Annotated in this window: 11 protein-coding genes; 4 read left to right on the top strand and 7 right to left on the bottom strand. The window is 46.9% G+C overall.

Annotation, left to right across the window (positions count from 1 at the left end):
* The first annotated feature begins 2 nt into the window (after positions 1–2).
* The gene (locus BMY63_RS09910; RefSeq protein WP_091916374.1) at positions 3–467 is read left to right on the top strand and encodes a MaoC family dehydratase; all 465 of its coding nucleotides are present in this window, start codon (positions 3–5) and stop codon (positions 465–467) included.
* Between the two features lie 67 nt (positions 468–534).
* Positions 535–1,986, top strand: coding sequence for an amidophosphoribosyltransferase (locus tag BMY63_RS09905; protein ID WP_091900434.1), 1,452 nt, complete (start codon positions 535–537; stop codon positions 1,984–1,986).
* 4 nt (positions 1,987–1,990) lie between these two features.
* On the opposite strand, the gene BMY63_RS09900 is transcribed toward BMY63_RS09905, so the two are convergent.
* From BMY63_RS09900 to BMY63_RS09885, 4 genes are all read right to left on the bottom strand, one after another.
* Complete coding sequence (locus BMY63_RS09900) at positions 1,991–3,952, bottom strand: RecQ family ATP-dependent DNA helicase (RefSeq protein ID WP_091916653.1); 1,962 nt, start codon at positions 3,950–3,952, stop codon at positions 1,991–1,993.
* Between the two features lie 67 nt (positions 3,953–4,019).
* Positions 4,020–5,747, bottom strand: a complete 1,728-nt coding sequence (gene recJ, locus BMY63_RS09895) for a single-stranded-DNA-specific exonuclease RecJ (RefSeq protein WP_091916362.1) — start codon at positions 5,745–5,747, stop codon at positions 4,020–4,022.
* A 177-nt stretch (positions 5,748–5,924) separates the two neighbouring features.
* Positions 5,925–7,133 carry a C1 family peptidase gene (locus BMY63_RS09890; RefSeq protein ID WP_091916360.1) on the bottom strand — a complete coding sequence of 403 codons (1,209 nt, stop codon included), beginning with the start codon at positions 7,131–7,133 and terminating at the stop codon, positions 5,925–5,927.
* A gap of 6 nt (positions 7,134–7,139) precedes the next feature.
* Positions 7,140–8,552 carry an aminopeptidase P family protein gene (locus BMY63_RS09885; protein WP_091916352.1) on the bottom strand — a complete coding sequence of 471 codons (1,413 nt, stop codon included), beginning with the start codon at positions 8,550–8,552 and terminating at the stop codon, positions 7,140–7,142.
* A gap of 95 nt (positions 8,553–8,647) precedes the next feature.
* Between BMY63_RS09885 and BMY63_RS09880 the strand changes: the two genes are divergently transcribed.
* Both BMY63_RS09880 and trpS read left to right on the top strand, forming a co-directional pair.
* A complete protein-coding gene (locus tag BMY63_RS09880) occupies positions 8,648–9,487 on the top strand; it encodes a patatin-like phospholipase family protein (RefSeq protein WP_091916351.1) in 840 nt (279 codons plus the stop codon).
* 126 nt (positions 9,488–9,613) lie between these two features.
* A complete protein-coding gene (gene trpS / locus BMY63_RS09875) occupies positions 9,614–10,702 on the top strand; it encodes a tryptophan--tRNA ligase (protein ID WP_091900429.1) in 1,089 nt (362 codons plus the stop codon).
* Between the two features lie 164 nt (positions 10,703–10,866).
* Here trpS and lepB read toward each other — a convergent pair whose 3' ends face one another.
* From lepB to BMY63_RS09860, 3 genes are read right to left on the bottom strand one after another with little or no spacing between them, the layout of a single operon-like run.
* The gene (lepB, locus tag BMY63_RS09870; protein ID WP_091916350.1) at positions 10,867–11,709 is read right to left on the bottom strand and encodes a signal peptidase I; all 843 of its coding nucleotides are present in this window, start codon (positions 11,707–11,709) and stop codon (positions 10,867–10,869) included.
* Entirely contained in the window at positions 11,706–12,233 is a 528-nt protein-coding gene (locus tag BMY63_RS09865) for a TlpA family protein disulfide reductase (protein WP_091916348.1), read from the bottom strand. Before BMY63_RS09865 ends, lepB begins: the two co-directional genes overlap by 4 nt.
* Before the next feature lie 23 nt (positions 12,234–12,256).
* Positions 12,257–14,470: a TonB-dependent receptor domain-containing protein gene (locus BMY63_RS09860; RefSeq protein ID WP_091900426.1), complete on the bottom strand. Its 2,214-nt coding sequence runs from the start codon at positions 14,468–14,470 to the stop codon at positions 12,257–12,259.
* Positions 14,471–14,519: the final 49 nt, after the last annotated feature.

Below are 14,519 nucleotides of genomic sequence, written 5' to 3'. Positions count from 1 at the left end.
TAATGGGAAAATTAGTAATCAATTCGTATGATGAGTTTGCTGCTCATCTGGGTGAGGAGCTCGGTGCTTCTGATTGGCTGCAGGTAGATCAGGAGCGTATCAATATGTTTGCCGACGCTACACTTGATCATCAGTGGATCCATGTGGATGTGGAGCGTGCCAAGAAAGAGAGTCAGTATCAAAGCACAATAGCCCATGGTTATCTGACACTGTCGCTATTGCCATACATGTGGGATCAGATTATTGAAGTGAACAATATCAAGATGCTGGTGAACTATGGTATGGACAAGATGCGCTTTGGGCAGCCTGTAATCACGGGCTCACGCGTCCGTCTGGTAACGAAGTTACACAATATACAGAACCTGCGTGGAATCTGTAAGGCGGAGATCGAATTCAGAATCGAGATTGAGGGACAGCGTAAGCCCGCTTTGGAGGGTATTGCTTCGTTCCTGTATTATTTTAATTAAGTAAATAAGAGGCTTAGGCTGTTATTATCAGTCGTTGGCCGTTAGCAAAAAGCAAATGGTATAAATTATGGGAGGATTCTTTGGAACCATCGCCGTCAGGGATTGTGTGAATGATCTTTTCTATGGTACGGATTATAATTCGCACTTGGGAACCAAACGTGCCGGATTGGTAACGTTTGATCAGGAGAAAGGCTTTAGTAGAAAGATCCATAATCTGGAGCGCGACTATTTCCGTTCAAAGTTTGAGGATGAACTGGAGTCGTTCTCTGGCAATCAGGGCATCGGTGTTATCAGTGATACCGATCCACAACCGATCATCATTAATTCACACTTGGGGCGCTATGCCGTGGTGACGGTGGCAAAGATCAACAATCTGCATGAGATAGCAGAGGAATTGTTGGAGCGTCGTATGCATTTCAGTGAGCTCTCAGCCAACAATATCAACCAGACGGAGCTGGTGGCTTTGCTCATCAATATGGGACGTACCTTCGTGGAGGGTATCAATCTGGTATATAAGAAGATTGAAGGCTCATGCTCGATGCTGATCCTCACAGAGAAAGGTATTATTGCTGCTCGTGATTTCTTGGGACGTACGCCGATAGTCATCGGTAAGAAAGATGGCGCATATGCAGTGAGCAGTGAGACCACCAGTTTCCCGAATCTCGACTATCGTCGTGTGAGGGACTTGGGACCTGGTGAGATTGTGTATCTTCAGGCAGATAAACTTGAGGTGCTGCAGGAACCATTCAAACGGGAGCAGATTTGCTCGTTCCTCTGGGTGTACTACGGGTTCCCTGCTTCGGATTATAATGGAATCAATGTAGAGGCTGTGCGTGAGGCGAATGGAAAAATGATGGGTGAGCACGACGAAACAGATGTTGACTGTGTATGTGGCGTTCCCGATTCTGGTGTCGGTATGGCGCTGGGGTATGCTGAGGGCAAGGGTGTTCCCTATCAGCGTGCGGTGCTGAAATATACACCGACATGGCCCCGTTCCTTCACACCTGGCAATCAGACCCGTCGTGATCTCGTGGCGAAGATGAAGCTGATTCCTAACTCAGCTTTATTAAAGGATAAGCGCGTGGTTTTCTGTGATGATTCAATTGTGCGTGGTACCCAATTAAGGGATAATGTAAAGACCTTCTTTGAATATGGAGCAAAAGAGGTGCATTGTCGTATCTCCTGTCCGCCGCTGGTCTATGGTTGTCCGTTTATTGGCTTCACCTCATCGAAGAGTGATCTGGAATTGATTACACGTCGTATTATACGAGATTTCGAGGGTGATGACAAAAAGAATCTCGAGAAGTATGCTACCACCGACTCGCCAGAGTACAAACGGATGGTTGACGAGATTGCTAAGCGACTGGGATTGACAACGTTGAAGTTCGCTAAGCTGGAGTCCTTGATTAAATCTATCGGTATGCCGAAGTGCAGTGTTTGTACGCATTGCTTTGACGGTAGTAGCTACTGTCATGAGCACGATGAGGAGGATAACTTACAGTTGAAGATAGATTTTTAGAAGGCTAACAACAACGATAGATCATTCCGTCTTCCATGCGGATGATCTCTTCTTTGAGAAGATATTTGAGCGCGGCATTCAGTTCGTCGGTAGACAACTGGATGCCGTGTATCTCTGTAATAGGATGTGGCTCGTTGTCGACGAGCAATTGCAGGATGGCTTTTTGGGCGGTTATGAGTCCGGTTTCTGACACCATCCCTTCAGGACGGTGCTCTAGGCAGACATCACACTGCCCGCAGTCATGACTATCCTTTTCTCCGAAATAGCGTAATAACTGCCGACTACGACAGATACGGTCGTTCTCTGCGTAATCGATCACAGCACGAATCCGCTTTCGGAACTGTTCTTTCCGTTCCTCATAGACTACTGGCATGAGTTGGATATTCTCTTTATCCTCACGACGTTGAGTGTAGCGGATGTATGGCGTCTTCTTCTGGGGAATGAAATGGAGGATATGTCGTTGACTTAACGCTTTCAGGATCATGTAAACCTGATGCGGGTGAAGAGCCGTCTGACTAGCGATAAAACTCTCGTCAATATAGTTGTAGTCGGTGAAGAGACCGCCGTAGTTACGTAATAAGGCCGTTATGACCTTCTCCTCATTCGGGGTGTTGTTCTCTAATCGGTATAAATCGTTACGCCCGATCGTGAACATCACACGTGCCTGATTGTCTTGTTCCTCGGTATATTCGATATAGCCAGCCCTGTTCAGAATCTTCAGGGCGGCATCAACCTGAATCGGGAAATGTCGGAAAGCATGGCAGAACTTATCGATGTTGAACTCAAAGATGTGGTTGTAACCTGATCCTACACCAATTTGGTAGAAATAGGCCAGATGCTCATAAACCTCTTTGATATAGTCTTTCTCTGGAAAAGTATCGGTGATGCGCTTCTCCAGTTTCCGTCGATCGGCATGGTTATAGAGCAGAACGGCATAAGCTTTTCTGCCGTCTCTTCCTGCTCTTCCTGCCTCTTGAAAGTAAGCCTCTATACTGTCGGGGCAGTCGATATGGATGACAATTCTCACATTTGGCTTGTCAATACCCATACCGAAGGCATTGGTTGCCACCATGACCCGCACTTCATCCCGTTGCCATCCTTTCTGGCGTTCGTCTTTTACAGTCGAATCAAGTCCTGCATGGTAGAATGTGGCGGAGATCCCTGCCTCACACAGAAGGTCTGCATATTCCTTGGTACGCCTCCGGCTACGGGCATATACAATGGCAGAACCATTTATGCTATTCAGAATGTGGATTAGTTGTTCGCGTTTGTCGGTTGTCTGTCTTACCACATAGGCGAGATTCTTGCGCTCGAAGCTCATTCGGAAGACCGCAAAGCCGGATTCTTTGGAATTTTCAGGGTGAATGGATAGCTTTTCCTGAATGTCCTGTACAACGGTTGGAGTGGCGGTAGCTGTCAGTGCGAGGACAGGAATACCAGGCAACTGTTTACGGATATCGGCAATCTGCAGGTATGAAGGACGGAAGTCGTATCCCCATTGTGAGATACAATGAGCCTCGTCAACAGTAATGAAGCTGACACGCATATGTCGGAGCTTTGTACGGAAGAGGTCGGAAGAGAGGCGTTCTGGTGATACATAGAGAATCTTGATGTCACCGAAGATGCAGTTCTCAAGAATGATGATAATCTCCTCACGGGTGAGCCCAGAGTAGATAGCGGCCGCCCGTATTCCTCTCTTTCTAAGGTTCTCCACCTGATCTTTCATCAGGGCTATCAGCGGTGTGATGACAATACATGTCCCCGCTTTTGCTAACGCAGGTACCTGGAACGTGATGCTTTTACCGCCTCCTGTCGGCATCAGTCCCAGTGTATCTTGGCCGCTACCTATGGACTCAATGATCTCACGTTGGATGCCACGGAAATCATCGTATCCCCAATACTTTTTTAAGAGTTGAGAATAGAGAGTTGAGAATGGAGAGTCATGATTACTTTCTGGGGTAGACATTTCTCCACCATCCTTTTCGCCATCGATAGAATCTTTAGAACTATTCATAATTCTCAACTCTCAATTCTCAATTTTCAATTGCTGAGGGCTGGATGTCTTCAATCTGCAACTGTACCTCACTACGCTTGTAGATATTGTCCTCAATCGTGTATACGATATCAAACGAGCGCTTCGACTTGATATATCTTGCAGATTCGCTCTGTCCGAAGGCGATACCATTGAGCACGTTGCTTGACTTCGAGTCAACAAGCTCCAGTTTGATATGCTCCTGTTGGCGTCCCACCACCTTGGAGGTGCCGTAGTCGTACACGTTGCGTGTACAGAATAGCGGCTTGGGGTTATCAGGTCCGTGAGGAGCGAACTTCTTCAGGTCGTTGTGCAACTTCTTCGTGACATCCTTGAAGTCGATGACCGCATTGATATCGAGTGTCGCCTCCGTCTGTTCTGGTTGGATATGCTCGTTGACATATTTCTGAAAACGGCGGCGGAACTCCGGAATATTCTCAATCTTCAACGAAAGCCCCACAGCGTATGTGTGACCACCGAAATTCTCCAGCAGATCACGACAACTCTTGATCGCATCGTAGACATCATATCCCGCAACACTCCGTGCAGACCCTGTAGCTATTCCGTTGCTGTTAGTCAGTACAACCGTTGGCCGATAGTAAAGTTCTGTCAGTCGAGAGGCTACGATACCAATCACACCTTTCTTCCAGTTCTCGTCATAGAGTACGATACTGGCATGGTGTTTTTGGTTCTCCAATTTCTCAACGATCTGATTGGCCTCTTCCGTCATTTGTTTATCAACATCCTTTCGCTGCTCGTTATACTCGTTGATGCGGTTGGCTTCAGCCAGCGCCTTCTCAAGGTCACGCTCCACGAGCAAGTCTACAGCTTCTGTGCCATTCTGCATACGTCCGGAGGCATTGATACGAGGCCCAATCTTGAAACCGATATCGCTCATCGTAATCTCACGACCTGTCAGACCGCAGATCTCAATAATAGACTTCAGACCTACCGATGGACTCTGGTTCAGTTGTTTCAGTCCATGGAAGGCAAGGATACGGTTTTCTCCCATGATAGGCACGATATCGGCAGCGATGCTTACCGCGCACAGGTCGAGTAGGGGAATCAAGCGAGAGAACGGAATACCATTATTCTTCGCAAACGCCTGCATGAACTTAAATCCTACGCCACAACCACAGAGGTGCTTGAAGGGGTAGGTAGAGTCTTCCCGTTTTGGGTTCAGAATAGCGATGGCTGGTGGAAGCTCCTCATCTGGCACATGATGGTCGCAGATAATGAAATCGATACCCAAGCCCTTCGCATAAGCAATCTCTTCTATGGCCTTGATGCCACAGTCGAGCACAATAATCAGTTTCACATTCTTTTCTGCGGCATAGTCCAAGGCTTTGATACTGATACCATAACCCTCTTCGTAGCGATCGGGAATATAGTATTCAATATTAGAATAGAACTGCTGCAGGAACTTGTACACCAAAGCTACCGCCGTACATCCGTCAACATCGTAGTCGCCATACACCATGATACGCTCCTTGCGCCCCATAGCGTCATTCAGTCTGTCAACCGCCACGTCCATATCGTTCATCAGGAACGGGTCTATCAACTCGTTTAGCATCGGACGGAAGAACCGCTTGGCGGCACTCTCCGTTTTGATGCCTCGCTGAATGAGTAGGTCGGCGAGGATTGGGCTCATCCCAATCTTCTCTCCTAGCTCCTTAGCTGCCGTTTGTCGTTCTGGTGTAGGTGGTTCGTAATTCCATTTGAAATGCATTAATATATTTATTTTTTATTCTTATCGCTTCAGTGGCTATGATTACCGTTCCCTTATATCTGAAAAAGGCCTATTAAGGCAATATAGCGCTCAAAGGTAATAATAAAAAATGAATTAAGGGCATAATCTGCTTAAAATTTAACAGATTATGCCCTTTTTTACTTAATTTATGAAATCCTAGATTCCGAGCTTCTTACGGATGTCGGCGGGGATGGCGTTCTTGTTGATGAGGAAGTCCATCGTGTTGGCAGCAATAAAGGTCTTGGTCATGTACCAGGTTCCTTTGTAATCGCCAGTCTCACCCCATGAGTTCTTTACCATGTAATACTCCTTACCATTCTGATCCTTAGCGATGCCATAGATCAGCATGCCGTGGTCATCAGTCAGTTCCCAATTGTCGAAACGCTCCTGACGTAACTCCTGTGTGGCAACAATCTCAGGAACTTTGCATCCCAGTGAGTCGATGATGTCGCGCTTTTTGGTAGCGGTCATCTTCAGCCACTTGGCCATGTCGCTGCCCTGAAGACTCTGCTGGGTTTTTTTGCTGTCAACGGCGTAAGCCAGACCCTTACGGGTGAAACCATCTTCAGAAACATCGCCGCCCCATGCTACGGTGTAACCCTCGTTTACAGCGTTGTCGATAATCTGCATCATCTCGTCCATAGGCACGTTGTAGCTCTGCGGGAAGCGCCAGTTGTCCTGTACCTCTACTGCAAAAGTAGTGTAGAAGGGATGGTGGGTATAGCTGGTGATGCTGACGTAGTCGTCGAGATTGATGCCCAGTGAAGCCATGAAGCTCTTTGGCGTGTATTCCTTGCCCTCATAGGTGAATGTCTCAGGGCACTTGCCGAGGTAGGCATCGAGGATGCCCTGCATACCGTTCTTCCATGCGTTACTGATTTTCTTGGCATCGCTCTTGGCGATAGCGGCAACGTAAGGCTCCAGCACCCCGAAGAACTCATTGAAGTTATTCAGCGAGTCGCCATACAGTGAGCCAGGGAAAGGCATGGTTCCCTCTGGAACGATACCATAAGTCTTCATTGTGGCGAGTACGTCTTCTGCACTTCCGCCCTGAGCGAACTGGCAGTCGCCATGATAGCGAACCACTTGGATGGCACGGTCCAGATAGGTTTTGTTGGCAACGAAACTTTCACAGAGATCGTAGGTTTTACCTGTAGCCTTCAGAATCTCAGACTCGAAGTATGAGAGGGTAGAATAGTTCCAGCAAGTACCTGAACGATTCTGGTCCTTGATACTGGTAATCGGGTTCTCCTTGATAGTTGTAAACACCGGTTTATTGGCGTCTTTGGCTGGTGTCTTTTTCTTGGCAGCCGATGCACTGAGGACCATCATGGCCATGAGTGCAAGAGTGAAAATCTTCTTCATAAAATTTTAATGTATTGTTTGGTTGTTATTTTCCATGAATGCTTCTAGTTCCTTCGGATGATAAGGGATACGGCTCTTGCCGAGGAAGCGGCAGCCATCGGCAGTAATCAGGATATCATCTTCGATGCGGATGCCACCGAAATCCTTATAGGTCTCCAACTTGTCAAAGTTAAGGAAGTCCTTACAGTGTCCGCTTGCTTTCCAATCATCGATGAGGGCAGGGATGAAATAGATGCCAGGCTCGTCTGTTACAACAAAGCCCTCCTCCAATCGGCGCCCCATGCGCAGACAGTTCGTACCAAACTGTTCCAGATTCGGGCGGGTCTCCTCGTCGAAACCTACGTAAATCTGGCCGAGACCTTCCATGTCGTGAACATCCATGCCCATCATATGTCCGAGACCGTGAGGCAGGAACATGGCATGGGCTCCAGCGCGGACAGCCTCCTCTGTATCGCCCTTCATCAGACCGAGTTCCTTGAGACGATTGGTCATCAGTCGGCAGACTGCAAAATGTACGTCTGCATATTTCACGCCAGGCTTAGCGACCTCCAACACATAGTCGTGACAGGCCTCGACGATAGAATATATCTCCAACTGGCGCTGGTCGAACTTACCTGTGACGGGCATCGTGCGAGTGTTGTCAGAACAATAGTCGTCGAGTTCGCAGCCTGCGTCGCATAGCGCCAGACGACCAGCCTCCAGACGAGCATCAGAGGGACAGCCGTGCATAATCTCTCCATGCTGAGTGAAGATGGTCGCAAAACTGACGCCCTGGGCCAGACTACGGGCGATACCGTCGACCTGACCACCGATGAATCGCTCTGTGACACCTGGTCTGATGAGTAGTTGGGCCGTGGTGTGCATGGCATAGCCCACTTCGCAGGCACGCTCGATAGCCTCAATCTCCTGTGGCTCTTTCGTGGCACGCATCTTGACAACAGCTTTGATCAGAGTCAGTGACGCACTTTCCTTCTGCTGACTGGGATGGACACCCAGCAGGTCCATAATCTGGATCTTCGTGTCGAAACGATAGGGCGGGAGAAAGTGGACGGTCTTGCCGCTAGCAGTCTGTCGTTGGACATATGTGGTCAGTTCTTTCATAGGAGCGGTCTTGGTGATGCCCACTTCTGCAGCAAGGTCGGCCACAGACGGAGTGTATCCCATCCACACAATGTCCTCAACATCGATGTCGTCGCCGAAAAGCATCTCTGTATCCTGATCGATGTCAATGACACCTACCAGACCGTCGCGATGCTGTCCGAAATAATACAAGAACGAAGAGTCCTGACGCATCGGGGCAAAACTGTTGGCCGGATAGTTGGCAGGAGCCTCATTGTTGCCAAACAGGATCACGATGCCGTTCCCCACCAGTCTTTTCAACTCAGAGCGGCGTCTGATATAAGTCTCTTGATTAAACATGTGTCAAGTTTTTGTTATTTCTCGTGAAAATCCCGGCAAAGTTACAACATATTTCTCAAAAAACGTTACCTTTGCACTAAATTTATACATATTTTATGCAAATAGACAGGAAAACAGGATTGGTGTTGGAGGGAGGCGGCATGCGTGGTGTGTTCACCTCAGGTGTGCTCGACGCCTTTATGAAGCACGACCTGTATTTCCCTTATGTGGTGGCAGTCTCTGCTGGTGCCTGTAATGGTCTGTCTTATATGAGTCGGCAGCCGCGGAGAGCGCGCTTCAGCAATATTGACATGCTGAAGAAATACGACTACATCTCGCTGAAGAGTCTGTTGACACAGGGCAGCATCTTTGACCCCAACATCCTCTATGAGCGTTTCCCCAATGAGATTGTACCCTTCGACTATGATGCCTATCGGACTAATCCTGGTATATTCGAGATGGTGACGACCAACTGTCTGACGGGACGTGCAGAATATCTCACAGAGAAGCAGTCTGCCCAACGCCTGACGGCCATTGTGAAAGCCTCGAGCAGTCTGCCGTATGTGGCTCAGATTACCGAGGTCGACGGGGTGCCGATGCTCGATGGAGGTATCATAGATTCCATTCCCGTGGTTCGAGCTATCGATATGGGGTATTCGCCCAATGTCGTGATTATGACCCGCAATCGCGGCTTCCGCTCGAGTGAGCGCGACATCAAGATTCCACGGCTTTTCTATAAGGACTATCCTCGTCTGCGTGTAGCGTTAAGTCATCGAGTTGAGGTCTACAATCGACAACTTGAGTTGGTGGAACGGATGGAAGACTGGGGTGAGATCATCTGCATCCGACCAGAGCGTCCCATGGAAGTGGATCGTATCTGTCGTGATGTGGATAAACTCGAGGCTCTTTATGAGGAAGGCTTCCGTCTTGGTGAGGCTTTCTGCACAAGAGGATAAGACTCTGAGGTGGGGGATATGAGTTTTTTTCCTGTCCCAACATTTTTTTTCTTATTTCTTAACTCTTAACTCTTAATTATTTTGTACCTTTGCAGTCAAATTTGAAATTAAAGACCAAAAGATACAATGGGAAAAGTGATATTGACCGGTGACCGCCCCACCGGAAAGCTCCATCTCGGACATTATGTCGGCTCACTGCGTCGTCGTGTCCAGTTGCAGAATCAGGGCGATTTCGACCGTATGTTTGTCTTTATGGCCGATGTACAGGCTCTGACCGATAATGCCGATAATCCTGAGAAGATCCGTCAGAATATCATAGAGGTGGCACTCGACTACCTCGCCGCAGGTCTTGATCCCGAGAAGTGTGTCCTCTTTATCCAGAGTCAGATACCCGAACTCGCAGAACTCACTACCTATCTGATGAACCTGATCACGGTGAGTCGCGTGCAGCGTAATCCTACGGTGAAGACGGAGATCAAGATGCGTAACTTCGAGGCCAATATCCCTCTCGGCTTCTTCTGCTATCCTGTTTCTCAGGCTGCCGATATTACGTTGTTCAAGGCAACGACCGTGCCTGCAGGAGAGGATCAGGAACCGATGCTGGAGGTAACCCGTGAGCTTGTGCGCCGTTTCAACCAGACATATGCCGAGGTGCTTGTGGAGCCGAATATCATGCTGCCTGAGAACCTTACGGCTCGTCGTCTGCCAGGTACCGATGGTAAGGAGAAGATGTCGAAATCTTTGGGCAACTGCATCTATCTCTCAGATTCTGCCGACGATGTATGGCAGAAGGTTCGTTCGATGTACACCGATCCTACTCATGTGAACCTGAATGATCCTGGTCATGTAGAGGGCAATGCAGTGTTCACCTATCTCGATGCTTTCTCATGCGATGACGACTTTAAGGAGTTCTGGCCGGAATACCAGAACCTTGACGAGTTGAAGGCTCACTACCAGCGTGGCGGTCTGGGTGACATGAAGTGCAAGAAGTTCCTGAATCAGGTACTGAACAAGTTCCTGGAGCCCATGCGTGCCCGTCGTGCCGAGTTCGAGAAGGATATTCCTGAGATTTACAATATCCTGAAGAAGGGTACGGAACAGGCCCGCGAGGTCGGCGCACAGACCATGGACGAGGTTCGCAAGGCTATGCGCATCGACTACTTCAACGATGCTGAACTCATTCGTCAGCAGGCCGAGCGCTTCGCCAATAAATAGGGAATTCTATAGGCCGATACTTCGTGGCGAGGAAACACCTACCGCGAAGACTCAGACTTTCCTCCGGGGAAACTCCTACTTTCCCCGGAGGAAAGTCTCACTTTACTGCCACCATCTCCCAAATACTCTGTCATCTGTCAACTCTCATAGGATTGACAAAGCCATCATTTTACTCGTCTGAAATCAGAAATTATGTGTAGGAATGATTTCTTGGAGTTTCCTATTGCAAATGAAACTTTTCCAACGATAAAATCATCGGGCACAAGTCCCCAGTATCTGGAGTCAATAGAATGAAGGGTGTTATCTCCAGCAACAAAATAGTAATTATGCTTGAATCGATACTGTATCCCCTCTGACAGACTATCTATCGGAAGATCGCTTTCCCACTCAATGATCTTCTTATACAGGTGATAATTGTTCTTATCTATGAGAATGGAATCGTCTTTCTTTGGGACATAGATAGGCCCCCAATCATGTAGATTCCAACCAAGGTCGCAATCGTCAATATATGATGGTCGAGGGATAGAGTCAAAACTGCTTCCAGATGCTCTGTCTTGCATACTGTAGTTACCCAATGTGCAATTAACCCCCAGGACCTCGAAGATTCCGTTTTTGGCAAGAATAGAATCACCAGGCAGTCCTATACATCTTTTCACGTAATACTCTTTCAGATTCAACGTGATATGGTCCCATGTATCCCATTCCTTGTAGGGATAGTTAAATACGACAATATCGTTTCTCTTGAAATCGCGCAATCCTGGCATTCGATACACATGAAAATCTTCTCCCTTAATCGCGGCAAAGACGTTGAATAGTCTCGCACCCAATGTCGGCTTGTATACGATGAGGAAATCATTCTTTTGTAATTCAGGATTCATGGATTCGCTAGTAACCCTGAATGTTGCGAAAAGGAAGATGACACTTAGCATGTATAGAATGATAAGTGCGAGGAATAGAATTGTAAGACGCTTGATATATCGCGACACTATCTTGGAGTTGACTCTCATGATTTCTTTTCGTTCAGATATTTCTGTATAACTTCCTCATATTCTTTTTTCCTTTTTGTCGTTGCAAGCGGATTGCCTGCCAATAGAATATGATTATCTTTGTCTAGTAAGAATACTTCATCGGCATGAAGACTGTTCAATTTCCCAAACTGATTGTCCATATCAATATATACGGGATAATTGAATTCCTCATTTTCTAGGATAAACAGTAACTCGTCTTTGTCCCGAGGCTGAAGATAATACATAAAGAGGACTCTATCATTGTATTTCTGAGAAATACTTTCCATATAGAACTTCCACATGTCTAATTCCAACTTACATCCAGTACACCCAGATGAGTCGGCATAAATGACGATTTTCATTTCAGGAGATACACTCTCTTCGTATACGCAGTCTCCAGACATAAATGCCGTCACGTCGGACGGAAACTCTATTTTGTCTTGATACACGGTTTTTTTTTCGTTACATGAAAGGAGTATCAGGACAATCGAGACAAATATCAGATATTTTGACTTCATCTTCATACTTATTTGATGTTATAGATATTTTAATCTGCAGTTCTTGGATTGCCCTCTTGGATGACATCATCGTTCTGAATACTCTTGGAGGCATGCTTCACGCGTTCCCTCAGCTTACCCAATCGCAGACTGGCAGTGATACCGAGGTTGCGGTAATCGCGTCTGATGGAAGTGAAACGATTCCTGAAGTCCGGCATCTCTGTGATATCGTCTATACGGAGCTCTTTCGTGAAGATGTTATATCCATAAAGCGTGATGGTGAGACGATCCTCTTTCAGGAATGAGCGCATCAACATCAGACGGAACATAGTGTTACCGTCTCTATATCCCTGCACATCAAGACTACGACTGGAGTATGCGCAAATGGCAGACAAGGTCATTCGCCAAGGAAGACGCTGTTGTATACCGATGTTACCATTGCCTGTGAAACCATGATTGTGCAGATGGGCCATTGAACTCTTAAAGTCTGTATAGGCTACGTTTGCGTTTACCGAGAGATTGGTAGTCTTAGTGAGCATATATCGTGCGAATAAGTTCAGATAGGTGTTCTTGCGGTTCAATATGTTGCCATAGGTTGTCACCATCTCTTTCTGAGCATTCAGACTAGAATACTCAGTAATGCCATCGTCTGACAGATCCATGCCTATTTGCAGATTATAACCTCCTTTGCGACGGAAATCGTTGAATGAGAGACTGAACCCATGTGATGTGGTCGTCTCCAGATCGGGATTACCTACCTTGATGACTGTTGGCGATGTCTTGTCTTCATAAGGATTGAGATTCCAGATGTTTGGGCGGGAGATCCTCATGGCATAGGCAAGACTGACCATTTGGGTGTTTCCTAATCTATAACCTGCGGATAGACTGGGGACGAGATGGTTGAAGTCTACCTTGAAGTCTGGCCGACCTAAAAGATTCTCGCCTGGATAGGAAACCTTCTGAGAGGAATGTTCATATCGGGCACCAGCCTTGAATGATAGGGTCTTAAGTCTCAGATTGTATTCTGTGTAGGCTGCTGCGACATCAGTTGTCTGTTTGTAGTCGATGCTCCTATAAGCGTCTAGGGCAAATGCTCCATCCATCCCTGCGGGACGAGTATACTCAGCGTTATCGGCTTTGTTTGTTCTGTGGATATATTTGGTCCCGACGCTGAAAGTATGCTGTCGTTTTAGAGTGACGGTGTAGTCAATCTGTCCTGTGTTTTCACGTATTCCAAGATCGGTCTTAGTCTGCATGTCTGTCAGCATCAGTGTATTATTGGTATCAGATATGTTGCTAAAGATACTTGACCCATCAGTATTTGATGGCGCTGACATATAACGATAGGAAAAAACGATGTTTCCCCCCTTTTCGCCAAAAGAATGTTGGAAGTCAGCCCCTGCATAGTATCCGTTAATCTTATTTCGGGCGTAGTGGGAGTTTGAGTAAGAATACATCTGATAATCAGGTAGGAGAGTTGAAACAGTACTCATGTCATTCCAACTCTTTGATGTGTAATTCTCAACTCCAGCAGAAATGCTCAGGAGATTATTCTTATTGATTTCGTAGCTGCTTTCCATCTCAAAGTAGTGTACTGGAGCTTTTGACTTATAGGTGGAATTAGCAAGAATCGAACTGGCATTTGCACCAAAGGTGGTACGCTCTGTTTCCTGATACCCTTTTGGTGGTTTGGCATAAGTAAAACCGTCTGAAACAGAAACTGTCAGTTTCCCCACTTTCATGATGCCTGATATGCTGGCCATCTGTGCTACAGTAGTCATTCCTCCGTTGATATTCAGATTATAACCTTCCAGACGGATATTGCTCTCCGTGATAATGTTCAAAATGCCTGCCACTCCCTCTGCGTCGTATTTGGCACCTGGGTTTGTTATCACTTCTATCTTTTTTACTGTTGAGGCGGGCATACCCTTTAATATCTCAGAGGGCTTATTGCTCATCATCGTATTGGGCTTTCCGTTTACATAGACCTTAAAGTCTGAACTCCCGTTTACCTTGATTTGATCAGTACCTTCGACATTCACCATCGGAACCTTGCGAAGAATCTCAAGAATGCTCTGGCTCTTGCTATCGGGATCGTATGCGACATTATATGTGAATTTGTCAAGGTCGGCTTTGATCAGAGGGCGGACGCCAGTGACTGTTACCTCTTTCAGATGTTGTACGGAATCAGTCTTACTCTGGGCCATCATGCCTATGGTTGGGATGAGTAGGGAAATAGCGATAAAAGAAGATCTTAGTGTCATTTTTCTATTTATGTAATGTGAATATTTTTGTTTATCTCAAATATACAAC

Source organism: Prevotella aff. ruminicola Tc2-24, assembly GCF_900110895.1.
GTDB lineage: Bacteria > Bacteroidota > Bacteroidia > Bacteroidales > Bacteroidaceae > Prevotella.
Note: the sequence above shows the minus strand (reverse complement) of the source record. Positions and strands in the feature narration are given on the sequence as shown.

Bases quoted from the DNA above. Each gene is read 5' to 3' on its own strand.
- BMY63_RS09910 (WP_091916374.1), top strand. From the start codon at position 3: ATGGGAAAATTAGTAATCAATTCGTATGATGAGTTTGCTGCTCATCTG.
- BMY63_RS09905 (WP_091900434.1), top strand. From the start codon at position 535: ATGGGAGGATTCTTTGGAACCATCGCCGTCAGGGATTGTGTGAATGAT.
- BMY63_RS09900 (WP_091916653.1), bottom strand. From the start codon at position 3,952: ATGTCTACCCCAGAAAGTAATCATGACTCTCCATTCTCAACTCTCTAT.
- recJ (WP_091916362.1), bottom strand. From the start codon at position 5,747: ATGCATTTCAAATGGAATTACGAACCACCTACACCAGAACGACAAACG.
- BMY63_RS09890 (WP_091916360.1), bottom strand. From the start codon at position 7,133: ATGAAGAAGATTTTCACTCTTGCACTCATGGCCATGATGGTCCTCAGT.
- BMY63_RS09885 (WP_091916352.1), bottom strand. From the start codon at position 8,552: ATGTTTAATCAAGAGACTTATATCAGACGCCGCTCTGAGTTGAAAAGA.
- BMY63_RS09880 (WP_091916351.1), top strand. From the start codon at position 8,648: ATGCAAATAGACAGGAAAACAGGATTGGTGTTGGAGGGAGGCGGCATG.
- trpS (WP_091900429.1), top strand. From the start codon at position 9,614: ATGGGAAAAGTGATATTGACCGGTGACCGCCCCACCGGAAAGCTCCAT.
- lepB (WP_091916350.1), bottom strand. From the start codon at position 11,709: ATGAGAGTCAACTCCAAGATAGTGTCGCGATATATCAAGCGTCTTACA.
- BMY63_RS09865 (WP_091916348.1), bottom strand. From the start codon at position 12,233: ATGAAGATGAAGTCAAAATATCTGATATTTGTCTCGATTGTCCTGATA.
- BMY63_RS09860 (WP_091900426.1), bottom strand. From the start codon at position 14,470: ATGACACTAAGATCTTCTTTTATCGCTATTTCCCTACTCATCCCAACC.